At 60.0% G+C, this 17,549-nt stretch carries 19 protein-coding genes; 16 read left to right on the top strand and 3 right to left on the bottom strand.

Going from position 1 to position 17,549, the window contains the following annotated elements:
• The first annotated feature begins 63 nt into the window (after positions 1 to 63).
• The 3 genes from ACN0SO_RS08785 to ACN0SO_RS08775 all read left to right on the top strand — a co-directional run bounded on the left by ACN0SO_RS08785 (position 64) and on the right by ACN0SO_RS08775 (position 2,227).
• Positions 64 to 414, top strand: coding sequence for a DUF6665 family protein (locus ACN0SO_RS08785; RefSeq protein WP_417676660.1), 351 nt, complete (start codon positions 64 to 66; stop codon positions 412 to 414).
• Between the two features lie 120 nt (positions 415 to 534).
• Positions 535 to 993 carry a hypothetical protein gene (locus ACN0SO_RS08780; RefSeq protein ID WP_417676658.1) on the top strand — a complete coding sequence of 153 codons (459 nt, stop codon included), beginning with the start codon at positions 535 to 537 and terminating at the stop codon, positions 991 to 993.
• 241 nt (positions 994 to 1,234) lie between these two features.
• Complete coding sequence (locus ACN0SO_RS08775; RefSeq protein WP_417676656.1) at positions 1,235 to 2,227, top strand: DUF1402 family protein; 993 nt, start codon at positions 1,235 to 1,237, stop codon at positions 2,225 to 2,227.
• A gap of 29 nt (positions 2,228 to 2,256) precedes the next feature.
• Here the strand turns inward: ACN0SO_RS08775 and ACN0SO_RS08770 are convergent, their stop codons facing one another.
• Positions 2,257 to 2,934: an MBL fold metallo-hydrolase gene (locus ACN0SO_RS08770; RefSeq protein WP_417676654.1), complete on the bottom strand. Its 678-nt coding sequence runs from the start codon at positions 2,932 to 2,934 to the stop codon at positions 2,257 to 2,259.
• A gap of 218 nt (positions 2,935 to 3,152) precedes the next feature.
• On the opposite strand from ACN0SO_RS08770, the gene ACN0SO_RS08765 reads away from it, so the two are divergent.
• The 6 genes from ACN0SO_RS08765 to ACN0SO_RS08740 all read left to right on the top strand — a co-directional run bounded on the left by ACN0SO_RS08765 (position 3,153) and on the right by ACN0SO_RS08740 (position 7,945).
• Positions 3,153 to 4,187, top strand: coding sequence for a DUF1176 domain-containing protein (locus tag ACN0SO_RS08765; RefSeq protein ID WP_417676652.1), 1,035 nt, complete (start codon positions 3,153 to 3,155; stop codon positions 4,185 to 4,187).
• Between the two features lie 221 nt (positions 4,188 to 4,408).
• The gene (locus ACN0SO_RS08760) at positions 4,409 to 5,248 is read left to right on the top strand and encodes a cold-shock protein (RefSeq protein ID WP_417676650.1); all 840 of its coding nucleotides are present in this window, start codon (positions 4,409 to 4,411) and stop codon (positions 5,246 to 5,248) included.
• A gap of 99 nt (positions 5,249 to 5,347) precedes the next feature.
• A complete protein-coding gene (locus tag ACN0SO_RS08755; protein ID WP_417676648.1) occupies positions 5,348 to 5,845 on the top strand; it encodes a GNAT family N-acetyltransferase in 498 nt (165 codons plus the stop codon).
• Positions 5,846 to 5,884: 39 nt separating this feature from the next.
• Complete coding sequence (locus ACN0SO_RS08750; protein ID WP_417676646.1) at positions 5,885 to 6,733, top strand: 23S rRNA (adenine(2030)-N(6))-methyltransferase RlmJ; 849 nt, start codon at positions 5,885 to 5,887, stop codon at positions 6,731 to 6,733.
• A 102-nt stretch (positions 6,734 to 6,835) separates the two neighbouring features.
• Positions 6,836 to 7,273, top strand: a complete 438-nt coding sequence (locus ACN0SO_RS08745) for a cytoplasmic protein (RefSeq protein WP_417676644.1) — start codon at positions 6,836 to 6,838, stop codon at positions 7,271 to 7,273.
• 6 nt (positions 7,274 to 7,279) lie between these two features.
• Positions 7,280 to 7,945 (top strand): ribonuclease T2 family protein, encoded by a 666-nt coding sequence (locus ACN0SO_RS08740; RefSeq protein ID WP_417676642.1) that lies wholly within the window; start codon positions 7,280 to 7,282, stop codon positions 7,943 to 7,945.
• 22 nt (positions 7,946 to 7,967) lie between these two features.
• Here the strand turns inward: ACN0SO_RS08740 and ACN0SO_RS08735 are convergent, their stop codons facing one another.
• Entirely contained in the window at positions 7,968 to 8,225 is a 258-nt protein-coding gene (locus ACN0SO_RS08735; RefSeq protein ID WP_417676640.1) for a hypothetical protein, read from the bottom strand.
• Positions 8,226 to 8,434: 209 nt separating this feature from the next.
• Between ACN0SO_RS08735 and ACN0SO_RS08730 the strand changes: the two genes are divergently transcribed.
• Complete coding sequence (locus tag ACN0SO_RS08730; RefSeq protein WP_417676638.1) at positions 8,435 to 9,082, top strand: glutathione S-transferase family protein; 648 nt, start codon at positions 8,435 to 8,437, stop codon at positions 9,080 to 9,082.
• An 83-nt stretch (positions 9,083 to 9,165) separates the two neighbouring features.
• On the opposite strand, the gene ACN0SO_RS08725 is transcribed toward ACN0SO_RS08730, so the two are convergent.
• Positions 9,166 to 9,843: an outer membrane protein gene (locus tag ACN0SO_RS08725; protein ID WP_417676636.1), complete on the bottom strand. Its 678-nt coding sequence runs from the start codon at positions 9,841 to 9,843 to the stop codon at positions 9,166 to 9,168.
• A gap of 355 nt (positions 9,844 to 10,198) precedes the next feature.
• Here ACN0SO_RS08725 and ACN0SO_RS08720 point away from each other — a divergent pair, with 355 nt between their 5' ends.
• The 6 genes from ACN0SO_RS08720 (at position 10,199) to ACN0SO_RS08695 (ending at position 17,372) form a co-directional block, all read left to right on the top strand.
• Entirely contained in the window at positions 10,199 to 11,221 is a 1,023-nt protein-coding gene (locus ACN0SO_RS08720) for a calcium/sodium antiporter (RefSeq protein ID WP_417676634.1), read from the top strand.
• A gap of 78 nt (positions 11,222 to 11,299) precedes the next feature.
• Positions 11,300 to 12,061 (top strand): SDR family oxidoreductase, encoded by a 762-nt coding sequence (locus ACN0SO_RS08715; protein ID WP_417676632.1) that lies wholly within the window; start codon positions 11,300 to 11,302, stop codon positions 12,059 to 12,061.
• 115 nt (positions 12,062 to 12,176) lie between these two features.
• Positions 12,177 to 14,132, top strand: a complete 1,956-nt coding sequence (gene uvrC, locus ACN0SO_RS08710) for an excinuclease ABC subunit UvrC (protein WP_417676630.1) — start codon at positions 12,177 to 12,179, stop codon at positions 14,130 to 14,132.
• 119 nt (positions 14,133 to 14,251) lie between these two features.
• Positions 14,252 to 15,817 carry a tetratricopeptide repeat-containing sulfotransferase family protein gene (locus ACN0SO_RS08705; protein ID WP_417676628.1) on the top strand — a complete coding sequence of 522 codons (1,566 nt, stop codon included), beginning with the start codon at positions 14,252 to 14,254 and terminating at the stop codon, positions 15,815 to 15,817.
• 75 nt (positions 15,818 to 15,892) lie between these two features.
• Positions 15,893 to 16,981 carry an endonuclease/exonuclease/phosphatase family protein gene (locus ACN0SO_RS08700; RefSeq protein WP_417676625.1) on the top strand — a complete coding sequence of 363 codons (1,089 nt, stop codon included), beginning with the start codon at positions 15,893 to 15,895 and terminating at the stop codon, positions 16,979 to 16,981.
• A gap of 103 nt (positions 16,982 to 17,084) precedes the next feature.
• Complete coding sequence (locus tag ACN0SO_RS08695) at positions 17,085 to 17,372, top strand: HlyU family transcriptional regulator (protein ID WP_417676623.1); 288 nt, start codon at positions 17,085 to 17,087, stop codon at positions 17,370 to 17,372.
• Positions 17,373 to 17,549: the final 177 nt, after the last annotated feature.

Raw genomic sequence — 17,549 nt, 5'->3', positions numbered from 1 at the left:
TGACCGGTTGCATTCCTCGCGGGATCGGGCAAGCTTTTTGGACGAGACATCTGAGCCGTTTGCATGACCGTACGCCCGCCCAAAGCCTATTCGAAGGACCTGCAGGACCCGCTTTCGGCGGCCCTGGAGCAGGAAATCTTCAACGAAAAGGCCGGGACCCTCGCCCGTTTGAACCGGAAGCTGGAAGAAGCGCTCGCCCGGCTGCCCGACCCCGATCCGGACGCCGACGAAGTAGCCCGTGAAAAGCACGATCGGCTCATGGCAGAAGCCGGCGAAGCGCTCTGGCATGTCACGATCCAGCGCGAACTCTGCGGCCTGATGCGACACAAGGAATTCTTCGACCACATGAAGGTGCCGCGCGCCGTCCGCCTGCGCATGGGCCCCGTCCTTGGCAGCAAGCGCCAGGATCCATGAGCTGGTCGTCCTCACGCCCCTCCTCGGAAACACCGCAGCGGCCAAAGCGTGCTTTACGTCACAGACGCCTGCCGGGGACGCTGTAAGGTCACGGGCAGCAAACGAAGGGGGTTTCGACACATGCGAAAAAACAGACACTCCGGATCACAAGGCTCCCGCACGGCCGGCGGACGGTGGCAGGCTGCGGCACTCGCCCTCCTGGCGGCGGCGACCTTCTCGACGGCGGCAAGCGCCGACAGTTGCTGGACCCACAACGGGTCGCTGATGCGGCTTCAGGCCAAGGGCAACCAGCGCTGGATCAGCTATGAAGCCCCCCGGCCGCAACTGCAGGCCGGCGGTGTCCGGCGCGGCACCTTGCTGTTCAACGGCGTCAAGCAGGGGAACTGGTACCGGGGCACCGCACGGGTGTTTTCCAGATATTGCCCCGGCACGCCGCTGGAATATGCGGTTGAAGGCCCCGTCCGCTCCGACCAGCTTCAGGTGACCGTCAGCGGCACGCGGGAGGTATACAACCAGTGCCGCCCCACCGGACGGTACACCACGGACACGCTGGTCTTCACCTATTCGCATCAATGTTAGGTTCAATCTGGAAACGCGCATCTTTTGTTTGACAGGTATAAAAACCGGTCAATGAGGCCACATGGCCAGCTTGCAAGTAACGTTGCGGGATGATTTCTTGTCGCCGGCGTTTACGGGATTCGCAGGATTCGGTGATAAACCGCGTTCCTGGTTCGTCCTGTTCGGCGCCGGCAATGCTTGAAGTCCAACGATACCGGCAGGCCGCGTTTAATATTTTGAGCCTGGTCCTGGAGCACCGGCAATGTTCGGAAGAAAAATATACAAACGTCTTGTTCACACCGCCGCCGCACTTGCCGTGGCCCTGCCGCTGGCGGGAACCGGCTATTTTGCCGCGCATACGACAGCCGCGGCGGCCCAGGTGCGCGTCGTTCCGGAAGGAAACCGCTACCGGAATCAGCCGAGCATCCCGTTCGCGTCGGCCCGACGCACCAAAGCCGCCAAATCCAGCTATGATGCGAAATTCGAAAAGGTGCTGGCCGTTCTCCAGCGCGACCGCCGGCTGATTTCGTCCATCAAACGCGTCGCGAAGGTCTACGGCATCGACCCGATCCATATGATCGGCGCCATTGTCGGCGAACACACCTACAACTACGACACACTCGACAGCGCCCAGTCCTACTACATCAAGGCGCTTGCCTATGCCGGCATCGATATCAGCTTTGAATACAACGACGAAAACGTGATCGATTTCGTTCAGAAACCCCAGTTCGACCGTTGCCGCAAGGGAAAGACCGCCTCGGACAGCGACCGTCTGTGGTCCTGTTACGAGCGCGTGTGGAACGGCCAGTTCCGGAACCGGAGGGTCGACGGCACCCGTTATCCCGGCACGAACTTCAACGAAACGTTCTTCCAGCCGCTTTATGCCGGGCAGAGCTTCGGTCTTGGCCAGCTCAGTCCGCTGACAGTCCTGAAGATGACCGACCGCGTCGCCCGTCAAAGCCGCTACCGCGCCCTGGACGCCTCCAATGCCAAGGAAGTCTACAGGGCCACGATGGACCCGGACATCTCGCTGCATTACATGGCCGCCGTCATCCAGGACGCGATCGAGGCCTACAAGTCCGTCGGCAAGGTGGACATTTCGAAAAACCCGGGACTGACGGCCACCCTGTATAACCTGGGCGATCCGTGGTCACGGGCGGCAGCCTTCCGCAGAAGCGGTGCAGCCTGGCCGCGCGAGAACTATTACGGCTGGCTGGTCAACGACAAGGAAGACGAGCTGCGCGCCCTGCTCTGACGAAACCGTCCCTGAAAACCGGTGCGAGATCAGCGCAGGAACGGATTGCTTTCCCGCTCATGACCGAAGGTCGATGCCGGACCGTGACCGGGCAGGAACGACACATCGTCTCCGAGCGGCAGAAGCTTTTCCTTGATGGAGGCAATCAGTGTGGCGTGGTCAGCGCCCGGCAGATCCGTCCGCCCGATGGACCCGGCGAACAGCACGTCGCCGGAAAACGCGAATCTGAGTTCCGGATCGAAAAAGACCACGTGGCCGGGCGCGTGCCCCGGGCAATGCAGGACCTGGAACGTCCGTCCGGCCATCTCTATCGTATCGCCGTCGACTAGCCACAGGTCCGGCTCCACCGGTTTGGCCTCCGAGACGCCGAACTGGCGCGCCTGATCGGCAACCCGTTCGATCAGCATCCGGTCCGCCTCGTGCGGACCTTCGACCGGCACCCCGAGTTCGGCCGCCAGGTCGGCCGCACCGCCGACATGATCGATATGGCCATGGGTAAGAACGATCTTTTCGACCGTAACTCCCTGTTCCTCAATGGCCTTCCGGATCGTTGGCACATCGCCGCCCGGATCGATCACGGCCCCTGCCTTCGTCTTCGGATCCCAGACCAGGGAGCAGTTCTGCTGAAAGGCGGTCACCGGGATCACCATGATCTGGATGGGCGGCTGGTCGTTGTCCGGCAAGGGTGTCTCCGTTTCTTGTGACATGAACTTGAGTAGCAGAAATGAAGGCTCGCCTTGGTCTTGATTTCCATAAGACCTTGCGCGCACATGTTTCTTGTCATTCCTGCTTCACCTTCGGTTCCGCTTTTCGTACAAGAAGAAGCTGAATTTGAACAGGCGAAACCTGAAAGCAGATATCCGGGCCCATGACGCGCACGTTGTTCAGGATTGTTGTATTAGCCGCCGCCCTCCTCCTGGAGGCCGTGAGCGCGCATGCCGGCAACGACCGAACGCCGCCGACCTGGGACACATGGTCCCTCGGCTGCGGCAACACCGGGCTGTGCTACACGTCTACATTCGTGCGCGGTCAGTCGACCTGGGTCGATGTCCGCGTCATTCGTGACTGGCCCGCCAACGCGGATCCCCTGCTGCGGATAACGACCAATACGCCACTTTCCGATGACGGCGAGATCCGGTTCATCGTCGACGGCAAGGTGGAGGATACGCTGCCGGTCGCCGAATTGCGCGATATCCAGGCGTCGGTGGTTTCACCCGAAGGCTTCCGCCCGATCGGAGGCGAAGGCTTCTGGTATCCGACGGGGCAAGCCACCCGTAGCCTGCTCGAAAAGATCGGCAAGGCTTCGAAACTGGTCATCGAACTGCCGGTGGCTCCGGAAAAAACGGAAGTGACCGTCGAGCTCGGCGGCCTTTCGCACGCCCTTTCCTGGATCGATGCCCGCCAGAACCGGATCGGCACCACCTCCTCGATCACATCGCCTGGAACGGGCGAAAGCAAGGACGCGCCCCACGCGGATGCGATCGCCAATCCGGATCAGCTTCCCCCCGCGGTCCGCTCCGTCTGGGATGCAAGCCGGTCGTGCTCGGATATCGATCCGGCGATCTTCGCCAGCCTGGACGCGGTTTCCGTACCGTTGGGTGAAAGTTCCGCGCTTTATATCCTGCCCTGCGGTGTGCCCAGTGCCTACAACACCCCCTATATTGCCATTCTGGCCAAGGCAGAAGGTATTGCCAGCCAGCTCCATCTCGCCCGGATGGCGGAAAAGGGACCGGTAGCCACCGATATCATCTACAACGCCAAATGGAACCCGGCACGCCACTATCTGGAAGGCCTGTTCAAGGGCTCTGGCCTTGGCGAATGCGGCACCTGGAACCGTTGGGAATGGACCGGATCCGGTTTCGTCATGATTGAAGAAGCGTCCCGGCAAACATGTGACGGCAAGGAAGTTCCGCTGTCCGAATGGCCGTCCATCTGGCCTGCCCCTACGTCAATTCAATAGCGTTCACCCAAGGATTCGCTTGCGATTTTTGCCGACACACCCTTATGATGAAATCGCAGCGGAATGGATCGGGATGCGGCTTCCTTGTTTCAACCCAATCCTCTTATGTTGAAAGGCATATGCTTTGGTGCCTTTCATGGAGCAGCTCGCAATTTTTTTGCGAGTAAATTCAATGGATTACGTGCCTCAAGCGGGTGGCACAAGACTAGGGTGATTCAGTAATGCACGATGGCGATTCGGACCGTCGCTCGCGTGGAAGGCGCGGCGGCAAGCGCGAATTCGGCGGTCCGCAGGACTTCGGCAGCGATTTTGGCGGCGGTGGTGACTTCGGCGGCGGTTATGGTGGCGGCGGTTATGGCGGTCGCGATGATGGCGGTTACGGCGGCGGACGCGGCGGACGTGAAAGCGGGTACGGCGGTGACAGAGACGGTGGCGGCTACGGCGGCGGCCGCGGTGGCGGACGTGAAGGCGGCGGCTACGGCGGTGGTCGCAGTGGCGGCTACGGCGGCGGCGGGCGCGAAGGCGGCGGCGGCTATGGCGGCGGGCGCGAAGGCGGCGGCGGCTATGGCGGCGGTCGTGAAGGCGGCGGCTACGGCGGTGGTCGCAGTGGCGGCTACGGCGGTGGCGGTGGCGGTCGCGAAGGCGGCGGCTACGGCGGCGGTCGTGAAGGCGGCGGCTACGGCGGTGGCGGCGGTCGCGAAGGCGGCGGCTACGGCGGTGGCGGTGGCGGTGGCGGCGGAGACGGTTTCCGCCAGCGGCGCCCCCGACCGGACGAAGGGCCGGTGGAACGTGGTCCGCGTCAGTCGGGAACCGTGAAGTTCTTCAAGACCGACAAGGGCTTCGGCTTCATCACGCCGGATGCGGGTGACGCGGATGTCTTCGTCCATATTTCCGCGGTTGAACGGTCGGGCATGACCACGCTGGACAGCGGCCAGAGGGTTTCCTTTGAAACCGAGCCGGACCGGCGCGGCAAGGGACCGAAGGCCGTCAATCTGCAGGAGCTGGCGGAAGGCGAGTCTCCGGCTGCGGATGACGACAGCGCGGACGACATGAACGAATAAGACCTCTGCACCGGAAATACGGTGCGGAACAGCGACAGGGACGACGGCCTCCTCGGGCCGTCGTCTGTTTTTTTGCCCCCGAAAACTGAGCCCTACTCCATGACGAACCCCAGCCCGGTCACCATCAGACCCTACCGCGAAAGCGATCTCGCAACGCTTTTGCCCATGAACAATGCGGCCGTTCCCGCTGTGAGCGAACTCACAGACACCAAGTTTGCCGCCTTGATTGCCGACGCGCTTGTCTGTCTCGTCGCGGATCTGGACGGTCACCCGGCCGGTTTCCTTCTGTGTCTGGCCGAAGGACAGAATTACGACAGCCCGAATTATGCCTGGGTCTCCCGCAACCGGCAGCGCTTTGCCTACACGGATCGGATCTGCGTCGGCGAGAACGCCCGCGGCAAGGGGATTGGCGAAGCCCTCTACCGGGCCCTGTTCGCGCTTCAGAAGGACAGCGGTCGCACCGTCCTGTGCGAGGTCAATGAGCGGCCGCCCAATCCGGGCTCGATGAAATTTCATTCCAGACTCGGCTTCAGGGAGATCGGCCGACTGGATCATGGCGACAAGGCCGTCGTCTTTCTGGAAAAGTCCAATGACTGAGACCAACCGGAACCGGTATCGGATCTGCAGGCAGCTGCCATGAACTACCGCCACGCCTATCACGCCGGCAATATCGGCGATGTGTTGAAGCACATCGTGCTGAGCCTTCTCATTGTCTATCTGCAACGCAAGGACAAGCCGTTCCGGATCCTCGATACCCATGCCGGCATCGGCCAATACGACCTGACCTCGAAGGAAACGGCCAGGACCGGCGAATGGCGGCAGGGGGTCGGCAAGGTTTTGGCAGCGGACATTCCCGAGACTGTGGAGACCCTGCTCAAACCCTGGCTCGACGTGATCTCCGCGCAAAATCCGGATGGTTCGTTCAAGGCCTATCCCGGATCCCCGGCGCTTGCCCGGGCACTGATGCGGCCGGTCGACCGGTTGACCCTGACCGAACTCCATCCGGAAGATTTCAAGACACTGGCCGGACTGTTCCAGGGAGACCACCAGGTCAAGACCATCCACCTCGACGGCTGGCTCGCTTTGGGAAGTTTCCTGCCGCCGAAGGAAAAGAGAGGGTTGGCCATCATCGACCCGGCCTTCGAAGTCACCGACGAATTCGACCGCATGGCACGCGCTGTCTGCAAGGCGTGGAAGAAATGGCAGACCGGGATCTTCGCCGTCTGGTATCCGCTGAAAGACCGCAAGGGCCTGAGCCGGTTCCACGACGCCCTGGCCGAAACCGGTATCCGCGATGTGCTGACGCTGGAACTGAATGTCGGCAAAAGCGGGCCGGATACGGTCATGCTGGGATCCGGCATGACCATCATCAATCCGCCCTTTACGCTGGCGGCAGACATGAAGGAAATTCTGCCCTGGTTGAGCCGTGTCCTGCATCAAGGCCCCGGCGCCGGCTGGCAGGTTGAACAGTTGATCGAAGAATAGGTCCGATCGCTTTTGGTACCGGAGATTGGTCCGCACGGCTTGACCTTGCGGGCCCAGTCCACCATCGTCTTACCCATTGATTTGCCCCCCTGGAGGTTCGCCGTGTTTTTGCTCCGGAAATTCAGTCTCGGCCTTGCGATGGCCGCCGCATTCTATGCAAGTGGCGCAGCAGCCGAGAACCGCGCCTATTTTTCCTTCCACAAGGATCCGAGAGTGCCAGAATGCACGGCCGCTTCCGTGCAAAGCGCGGTCGCGGGCACGTTGGCGCGGGCGCAATTGGACTATGCGGGCGGCCGGACGATTACCGGCATTACCAAGATCCGGGAGACACGCTACCAGGTGGACGGCGTGAGCCCGCTCGCGCGCCGCTACTGCCGCGGAACCGCAAGCCTGAGCGACGGCAGCGTGCGCGCTGTTCATTACCTGGTTGAGGAAAACGCCGGTTTCGTCGGGATCAGCTGGAATGTCGAAGCCTGCCTGGCGCCACTCGATAAATGGCGCGTCTACGGCGCGCATTGCAGCACGACCCGCCCGCGCTGATTCATGATGCCTTTCCCTGTCCGTACCCTGCGGGCACTGGTCCTGACCTTTCTCCTGATGCTTGGCACTTCAATGCCGACCAGGGCGGGAGGAACGCCGGGCGATTTCGACTATTACGTCCTGAGCCTGTCCTGGTCGCCGACCTACTGCCGGTCGGCCGGACGCAATGCGGATCCTCTGCAGTGCAATGCGTCCCGGCCGCACCGGTTCATCGTACACGGACTATGGCCACAGTATGAACGCGGCTGGCCGGACTTCTGCCGGAGCAATACAAGAGAACCGGACCGGAACACCGTTTCCGGCATTCTCGACATCATGCCGAGCCGCAGCCTTGCGCGGCATCAGTGGCGCAAGCACGGGACCTGCTCCGGTCTAAGTCCTGAAGATTATTTCGACCTGACCCGGCAGGCATTCGAGAAGGTCAGAATTCCCGCGGCTTTCAACACAATAGACCGGTCGGGAAAAATCGCCCCTGATGCGGTGGAAAAGGCATTCCGCCTGGCAAATCCCGGCCTGCACGACGCCGCCATGGCCGTCACCTGCACCGGCGGACGGCTCAAGGAAGTGCAAATCTGTCTGAACAAGGATCTCACTTTCCGCTCGTGCCGGGCTGTCGACCGCTCGGGCTGCCGCTCCAACCGGCTGACCGTCGATCCGCCTTTGCGGAACTGACCGACAAAAAGACGGCTCTGAATTACACCGGCGTAAACGCGCTTTTCACAACCTGCTTGAGCGGGCCGAGCGCGTCGAGCAACGGCTGTTCAAAGCCGATATCGCGACCGCTGCTGACGGTCTGTACCGCCAGACGATACTCGGAAAGAGGCTTGTCGAGGAAGTCAGGGCGCATGCCGTCGAATATCGGCGCACCGTAGCCGTGGAAGAAAAACGCGATCAGCAGGGTTTCTGCAACCCCGCGTGAAAACAGCCTTCTTTTTGCCTGTGAGGAAAACACTGTTCCTGCCTGCCCTACCTCTGACGCGGGCAAACTACAAAAACCGCTTTAACAAGCCTTGTCCGGAATACTTTCAATTTTCACTAATCCGACGAATTAGCGGAAATCCGCCGGTTACGGATAGAAAATTCGAAAAATAATAAGTCGACGGGGGCTTGTTCGCCGCCGGCCTCCATGCACATTTTACAGGTCTTTCAAAGGAGCCTTGCATGCTTGTCCTTCTCTCCTCACCGGCCTCGCCTTTCGGCCGAAAAGTCAAAATCGCGGCATCCGTTCTCGGACTGCTTGACCGGATCAAGGTCGAAAACACCAGCACGACCGACCCGGATGACAACCTGCGCAAGCAGAATCCGCTCGGCAAGATCCCTGCCTTGATCCTCGAAGACGGCTCCACCCTGTACGACAGCCGGGTGATCGTCGAATATCTCGATCATCTCGCCGGCGGAAACAGGATCTTCCCGGCAGGTGAAGCCCGTTTTGCCGCTCTCCGAAATCAGGCGATGGCGGACGGCATGATGGATGCGGGCATTCTGCAAGTTTATGAAAAACGCTTCCGCCCCGACGAATACCGCTATCCGGACTGGCTGGCATACCAGGCACAGAAGGTGGAGCGTGCGCTGAAAGTGCTCGAGGTTTCGCTTCCGGCCGCTGTCCGCGCGCCGGAAGACCTGGATGTCGGCTCCATCGCCCTTGCCTGCGCGCTCGGCTACCTGGACCTGCGCTTTAACGGCGACTGGCGCGCCACCTGTCCCCGCCTCGCCTCATGGGTCGACGATGTCGAGCAGGCGGTCCCGATCTTTGCCAAGACCAAACTGCCGTCACAACCCGTTGCCGGGCCTGCCGAGCCGCTGCGCTAGAGCGGAGCCGACCAAAACAAACCCCCGGCGCTTTCGCACCGGGGGTCTTGAAGATCGCGGCAATTCTCGACCGGCAAACCGGATCAGAATTTATAGGCCACGCCGGCACGGACCACATTGTTGTCCAGGTCGGTCTTGTAGGTCGTACCGCCCAGATTGAAGCTTTCCTTGCCGAAATTTTCATACGCATAGTCGAGACGCATGGTGACATGCTCCGACAACGCGGTTTCGACACCCGCTCCGAGGGTCCAGCCAATCGCAGTGGTGCTGTCTTTCGCCCCGTTTGCGTTGACATCCAGATCGGCGATCGCGAGGCCACCGGTTCCGTAGATCAGGAACGTGTCGAAGGCGTATCCAAGGCGCCCGCGAACGGTGGAATTCCAGTCGGATCCGGTCTTGTAGTTGATGCCGCCAACGGATGTACGGTCATTCAGATTGGTAAAATCGAATGTCCCTTCAAGGCCGGCCAGAATGTTCGGCGTGACCATGAAGTTGTAGCCGCCGTAGAAGCCGCCCAGAATTCCGCTTGCGTCGTTATCGAACTTGCCGGTCGGCGTGGACTGGGTCGTAAACGATCCCCAACCCCAGCCGAGCTGTGCACCGGCATAGGGACCTGTCCAGTCGAAACCGGAAATCGTATCCGGGCTGACCGGATAGGACGGAGCCGGATCCACCGGCTGAGGCAGATCTGCGGCAAAGGTCTGCGCCGAAAAAGCGGTAAGTACCGCAGCGGCGGCCGCCAGAGATGCAAAACCTTTCATAATTCATTACTCCAACTGTACGTGCCCCAAACGAAGTTCGGACAGGTCCAATGGACTGTCCCCAACCTCACCCGATGACAGGTATGGCCCTGCTTTGTGGCGGCAGGAAAATGAATTTGAGGATATTTCGTGACCAAAGCACGACGGAATTCTGCTTGGTGAACAAAGCGTTAAAAACAGAGGCGGGATCCGATCCTCGCGTGCGATTAAGGAGTCCTGACATCTTGTCTTCGCTTGCGGCGAACCAATCTATTGCGTATCCGATGCGCATCTGCATGATGCGCCGATATTTGGCTACTCATAAACACCCGAACCGCCCCATCCCGTTAACCCAGGCCCTGACCGGAACCCCTAAATGCTTTTTGACTATGTGAGCCTTGCAGGTGGTCTTGTTGCGTTGATCATTGCAGGTGACGTTCTCGTCAGAGGCTCCGTCGGGGTGGCCCAGCGCCTCGGAATTCCGAACCTGGTCATCGGCCTGACTATTGTCGCCTTCGGCACCTCTGCGCCTGAACTGGTCATCTCGCTGAAGGCTGCCCTGGAGGGCGCGGACGGTATTGCGATCGGGAATGTCGTCGGCTCGAATATCGCCAACGTTCTGCTTGTACTCGGTATGCCGGCCCTGATCGCAGCGACCCCCTGCGGCGAGAAGGGGGCAGTCAGAAACGCCCTCTTTATGGTCGCAGTGTCGGGCGTGTTCATTATTCTGTGTTTATTTTCTCCGCTCGACATTCTAAGCGGCGCGATTCTTCTTGTCCTGCTCGCCCTGTTCCTCGGCGATTCCGCCCTCAGCACCTACCGCCACCGGAAAACGCTCAAGGACGCCGAGAACGGTGCGCCGGCGGCCAACGAGGTAAAAGAAGGCATAGCCGAAGAGGAATCCGAAGACGAACTGGAGGAGGTCGAAGGGGTTCCCGAATCCGTCGGTCTTGCCGGGGTCTATATCGTGCTCGGCCTCATCGGCCTGCCGCTCGGCGCCCATTTCACCATCGAAGGCGCGACCGCCATTGCCGAAGCCTGGGGGGTCAGCGACGCCGTCATCGCCCTGACCGTCATCGCGCTCGGCACCTCTCTTCCCGAGCTGGCGACCACCGTCATGGCCGCGATCCGCCAGCACGGCGCCGTGGCCATCGGCAATGTCATCGGTTCCAACATCTTCAATCTTCTCGCCATCATCGGCATCACGACCGTCATCGTTCCGCTTGATGTACCGGTCGAAATCATGCGGCTCGATATCTGGGTCATGCTGGCCTGCGCCCTTATCCTGCTCGGCCTCGCCGTTTACCGGGTCAATCTGAACAAGCTGGCCGGTTTCGCCCTGACCGCCGCCTACTGCGCCTATATCTTTGTGGTTTACACCTTCAGCGTTGCGAGCTGACGCCAACCGCAGCCTCATCTTTGAGCCCCTGAACCGAGCCGCTTTCCTTTTTCTGAAAAGACAGGCAGGCTCGGCGCCATGGAAGATGCACCGATCGCAATTATCACCGGCGGCTCCAGCCGTATTGGCCGGGCCATGGCCGAAGACCTTGCCGGACACGGCTGGAGCCTCGTTCTTCATGCCCACAGTCATCCCGAAAAAGCAGACCGACTGGCGAAAGACATACGCTCCAGCGGCGGCCGGGCCGAAGTCCTGACGGCCGACCTGACCGACATCGCGGCACTGAGGGCCTTCATGGCCGACGCCGGAAAACCCTTCGGAAGCCCGTCGGTTCTGGTCAACAATGCCTCCATCTTCGAAGACGATGTCATCGGCGAGCTCGATCCCGCACGTTACGACGCGCATTTCAATATCCATACGCGGGCGCCGGTGTTCCTTGCGGAGGATTTCGCGAACCGATTGCCTGAAGGCCACAAGGGTCTGATCGTCAATGTTATCGATCAGCGGGTCTGGAAACTCACGCCGCAGGCCTTTTCCTACACCCTGTCGAAGGCAGCCCTCTGGACGGCGACGCAGACACTCGCCCAGGCGCTTGCTCCCCGGATCAGGGTCAACGCCATCGGCCCCGGCCCGAGCTTCAAAAACATCCGTCAGAGTGAGGAAGAATTCGACAAGCAGTGGCGCTCCGTTCCGCTCGGAAAAGGTCCGTCTTCTGTCGACTTCGGAAAAACGATCCGTTTCCTGTGGGAGTGCGAACCGATTACCGGGCAGATGATCGCAATCGACGGCGGACAGCATTTGGCTTGGGAAACCGACGACGTAATCGGTGTCGGCGAATAAGTCCTGTTAGGATGTGGCAGCAGGGAATCGCCGACGGCTTTTCCGAACCGGCCAATCGTCTTACATAAGCGCCATGCAGGATAACACAGAGCTCCCGGCCCAACCGGAAGCAGATATGACGGAAAAGAACAGCGGGAAGCCGCAGACGCCGCGCAAGGGCGTCGAGGTGATCTCCGATATCGTCAAACGTTTGCCCATGGGCCCCGGCGTCTATCGCATGATCGACGAGAACGGCGACGTGCTTTACGTCGGCAAGGCCCGAAGCCTGAAGAAACGGGTCACCAGCTATACCCGGCTCCAGGGACAATCGAACCGGATCATGCGCATGATCCTGTCCACGGCGGCCATGGAATTCGTGGTCACCCGGACGGAAGCCGAAGCGCTGCTTCTGGAAGCCAACCTGATCAAGCGGTTGCGCCCGCGTTTCAACGTGCTTCTGCGCGACGACAAGTCGTTTCCCTATATTCTGATCACCGGCGATCACGAAGCGCCTGCAATCATCAAGCATCGCGGCGCCCGCAAGCGCAAAGGCGACTATTTCGGCCCCTTCGCCTCCGCCGGCGCGGTGGACCGCACGATCAATGCGCTGCAGAAAGCCTTTTTGATCCGGAACTGCTCCGACAGCTACTACGAGAACCGCACACGTCCCTGCCTGCTCTACCAGATCAAGCGCTGCGCAGGCCCCTGCACCGGCGAAATCGCGCCAGAAGACTATGCGGGTCTTGTTGCCGAAGCCAAGGCCTTCCTTTCCGGCCGCAGCCAATTGGTGAAACAGGAACTGGCCGAGCAGATGGAAAAGGCCTCCGAGACGCTCGACTTCGAGCGCGCCGCGATCTACCGGGACAGACTGGCCGCCCTGTCTCACGTCCAGTCCCATCAGGGCATCAATCCCCACAACGTGGAGGAGGCGGACGTCTTCGCCGTCCATCAGGAAGGTGGGCAGACCTGCGTGCAGGTGTTCTTCTTCAGGACCGGCCAGAACTGGGGCAACCGGGCCTATTTCCCCAAGGCCGACAAATCCCTGGAAGAGGCTGCGATCCTGGAAAGTTTCCTTGCCCAGTTCTACGACGACAAACCGGCCCCCAGGCAGATCCTGCTCTCCCATGATCTTGCCGAACGTGCCCTTCTCGCCGAAGCGCTGAGCGAACGTATGAACCGGAAGGTCGAGGTGACGGTTCCAAAGCGCGGCGAAAAGAAGGACCTGGTCGACCACGCGCTGACCAACGCCCGCGAAGCGCTCGGACGCCGCCTTGCGGAAACCTCCAGCCAGGCGCGCCTGCTGAAGGGCGTGGCCGAAGCCTTCGACCTGGCCTTCCCGCCAAGGCGGATCGAGGTCTACGACAACTCGCACATCATGGGCACCAATGCGGTCGGCGGCATGATCGTCGCGGGTGCCGAAGGCTTTGCGAAGGCCCATTACCGCAAGTTCAACATCAAGTCGGAAGACCTGGTCCCCGGGGACGACTACGGCATGATGCGCGAAGTCCTGACGCGCCGGTTCTCCCGGCTTTTGAAGGAATACGAACGTACATTGCCCGCAGCGGAAGTCGAACCCGATACGGTTGCCGCGCAGGAGGACGAAGACGGCGACAGCCTGCCGGATGCGCCCGTGATGGAAATGCCCGCCTGGCCCGACCTGGTGCTGATCGACGGCGGCCAGGGGCAGCTGACCGCCGCGCGTGAAACGCTTGAAGGCCTCGGGATCACCGACGTTCCGCTGGTCGGCATTGCCAAGGGACCGGACCGGGATGCCGGGCGGGAGAAATTCTTCATTCCCGGCAGACAGTCCTTCATGCTGCCCGAGCGCGATCCGGTGCTTTATTTCGTTCAGCGCCTGCGCGACGAGGCCCACCGCTTCGCCATCGGATCGCACCGGGCCCGGCGCAAGAAGGACATCGCAAAGAACCCACTCGACGATATCGCGGGCATCGGCCCGACACGCAAACGCGCCTTGCTGCGCCATTTCGGCACCGCAAAAGCCGTCTCGAAGGCCGGCCTGGACGATCTGGTCGCCGTTCCCGGGATCTCCGAGGCAACGGCGAAACTCGTTTATGATCATTTCCACGAATGAAGCCGACTGAGACACGCCCCCTCACCGTTTCTCAGAGACAGCCTTACTTTTGAACACCAGCGACGATATAAGAGGCCAAATTTGGGTCTCTATCCTCGATATCTAAAGAGTAACGACAAATGGCGAATGCCTTATTCCTCCGCGCCGCTGCCCTCATGGAAGAACGGCGCTACGAAGAAGCCGCACCTCTTCTTCTTGAATTGCATGCAGCGTATCCTCAGGAAGCGCGGATAAACTACCTCCTTGCCGTAATATTTAATCACTACAAAGATTTAACCAGAGCGCAGCAGCACTTGATTGCCGCCTCAAAAGTTGAATCAAAAAGATATGAGATTTTCTCTTTACTATCAGAAGTATACAGCAAAATAGGCCGCAAGGAAAACGCCTTGGAAGCGGCCAGAAAAGCCGTCGCGCTGAATAGTATCTCCGAACACGCCCAAGCCGTTCTTGGAGATGCTTATTACAATATGCAAAAACCGGTACCGGCCCGGCAAGCCTTTGAAAAGGCGCTGGAACTGAACCCGGATTTCACCACCGCTCTCGTCGGCCTGGCGCGCCTCGAAACGTCGTTGGGGGAAGGTGAAAAGGCGCTGGAACACCTTAAAAGAGCCTACGAGATCGACCCCGAAAACAACTACGTTCTGGTGAATTTGGCCGATCAGTCGGATCCTGAACTACAGGGAGAGGTGCTCGACCACATTCTCAAACAGGTCGACAATCCGGACAGCAAGAATTCTCTGGAGGCGAATGCACTGCTGCATTTTGCGGCCGGAAAACTTTTCGAGAAAAAAGACGATATCGAAACGGCGTTTACGCACTACGCGAAATACAAGGAGGCCATGTACGCTCCCTATAATATCGGTAAGCGGAAATGGCAGCTGGAGACGACCAAAGGGCTTTTCAGCAAGGAATTTTTTGAATACCGGACGGATTTCGGACTGTCATCGGAGCGGCCGGTCTTCGTGGTCGGCATGCCGCGTTCCGGAACCACCCTTGTGGAACAAATCATCGGCCGCCACCCGAAAGCGGCCGGCGTCGGCGAGTTGAACTTTTTTTCCAGCCTTCTGACAGAAATGTCGGGCGCGGAAATCGTCACTCCGAGATTGTTTGCGCAGGCGGTCGAAATGGACGCGAAACACGCCAAGCGGATTGGGCGCAAGTACTTGGCCGAGCTTGACAAATACGACAAGAAGGCAAGCCGCGTCGTCGACAAGATGCCGCATAATTTCGAAATGCTGTGGATGATTGCATTGCTGTTTCCGAATGCAAAAGTCATTCACACGTACCGGGAACCGGCCGACACCTGCACATCGATTTACACGACGCCGCTTACTCCCCAGCATAACTACTGCCGCGATTTGGAAACGCTCGGACAATATTACGGCATGTATGTCGAGATGATGGAACATTGGGACAAGGTTCTGCCCATCAAGATCCATCACCAGTCCTACGAAGCCCTGATTGCGGATCAGGAAGCGGAAAGCCGGGCGCTGCTGGAGTATGTCGGCTTGCCGTGGGATCCGGTTTGCCTCGATTTCCAATCCGGCGAGCGGCAGGTCATCACCTTCTCCAGCCAGCAGGTCAGGCAGCCGATCTACACCTCGTCAATGGGGCGCTGGCGGAAGTACGGGTCCCATATCCAACCGCTGCTCGAGGCGCTCGGAAAGCACGCGCCGCAACAATAATCTCAGGCCGGTCGCGGCGCGGCCGGCCTCCATTCCGAACCGCGACATTCACTTACAGGACACCCGAATCCGCCCATGTTCGAATACCGTTTCCGGCGGCTGCGCTCCCTGATCGGCTGGCTGGCTTTGACCGGGGGGATCATCGTCTGCCTTCTCGGGCTTGCCGCATATGCGGCGCCGGGCTTTTGGGCGGCCGACAACATGAGCTTTTTCCTGCGCCAGTTTCTGACGGCAGGTCTGGCGGCTCTCCTCGGCGGGCTTCTGGGCCTCACCGTCCCCCATCGCCGGCCCAGGCTCTACAAGACCGCCCTTACGCTGCACACCGTCCTTTTGGCCGTGCTGGCCGGGTCGACGGTCTGGAGAACCGTCGAACACACCCAGCCTGTAACGGCACCCCGCCCGGGCGAGACAAGTCTCCGGATCGTCTCCTCCAACCTGGAACGCCTTTTTCTGGAAACGCCCGACCTTACCGGCTTCCTGAGACAGACCGCTGCCGACATCATGGTCTTCCAGGAAACCGCCTGGTGGCTGCAGAAGCATCACTGGCAGAAGCTCGGCCGTCCGATCGGCGCGGCCGGCAAGCCTCCCTTTCCAGAACATCTTTTTGTCGGTTCCCTTGGCGATATCAGCGTCTATTCCAGGTTCCCGATCCTGGAGAGCAAGTCCATCGTCGTCGAAAATGAACCCGGTCAGCCTCGACAGGACATCCGTGAGATCCTTGTCCTGAAACTCAATATCGGCGGCCGGACGGTCAATCTTGTCGCCGTCCATCCGTCGAGCCCTCGGAGCGTGGCTCAATGGATACTCCGGCAGACCTATCTTGAACGGCTCGAAGCGGTGCTGGGAGATCTGCGGACACAGTCGGATAGCGAAACCATTGTGATCGGCGACTGGAACCTGTCACCCTGGTCCACTTACTTTTCAAACCTGCTTGACCAACTGAACCTCCACACCGCCTTTGCGGACGGATACCCGCAAACGACGCGTTTCTTCTTTGATTATCGCCTTCACTGGATCCTCGGGGCTGTCGTCGATCATGTCGCAATCACGCCAGGGCTGCGGTTCGAAGATGTGCAACTCGGTCCCGATATCGGTTCTGACCATTTGCCGTTGATGGCGGATATCATCCTGCCCCGCAGCAAGACAGGCAAAGCGGCAAATTAGGATCTAACGGGTTTGCGTCTTGAAGAAGAGACCCGATCAACGGTAAACCGGCACAATGTAGAAATGGCTCCTGCACTTCCGCTTTTGACCCGGGGGAATAGACATGATCGGAAAGTTCTTCAGCAAGCTGTTCGGCGGCGGCGGCGGACAGACCCAGTCAGAAGACCACCCGCCCGTTTTCTATAACGATTTCGAGATCATCAGCGAACCGCAGCTGGTCAACGGACAATGGCAGGTTGCCGGACGGATCGAGAAGGAAATTGACGGTCAGCGCAAGGTCCACATCTTCATCCGCGCCGACATGTTGCCGGGCGAGGACGAAGCCGTCAGCCAGACCGTGCGCAAAGCCAAGGTCATGATCGACCAGCAGGGCGACAAGATCTTCGACTAGAGGCCTTTCTCGGTTAGATTGACGATCCGATACCCTGTTCGACTCGGCAAACGGCATTTGTGAAATGAACAGGAGCCGCCTGTCGTTGACAGGCGTCCATCAGCATGCTTGTGTCCGCGAAAAGCCGGATCGCCCTTTGCCGCGTGAACCGACTTTCACCGTCATATGATCCAAAAT

The organism is Roseibium sp. (assembly GCF_048260565.1).
Lineage (GTDB): Bacteria > Pseudomonadota > Alphaproteobacteria > Rhizobiales > Stappiaceae > Roseibium.
This window is presented reverse-complemented; position numbering and strand designations above follow the sequence as displayed.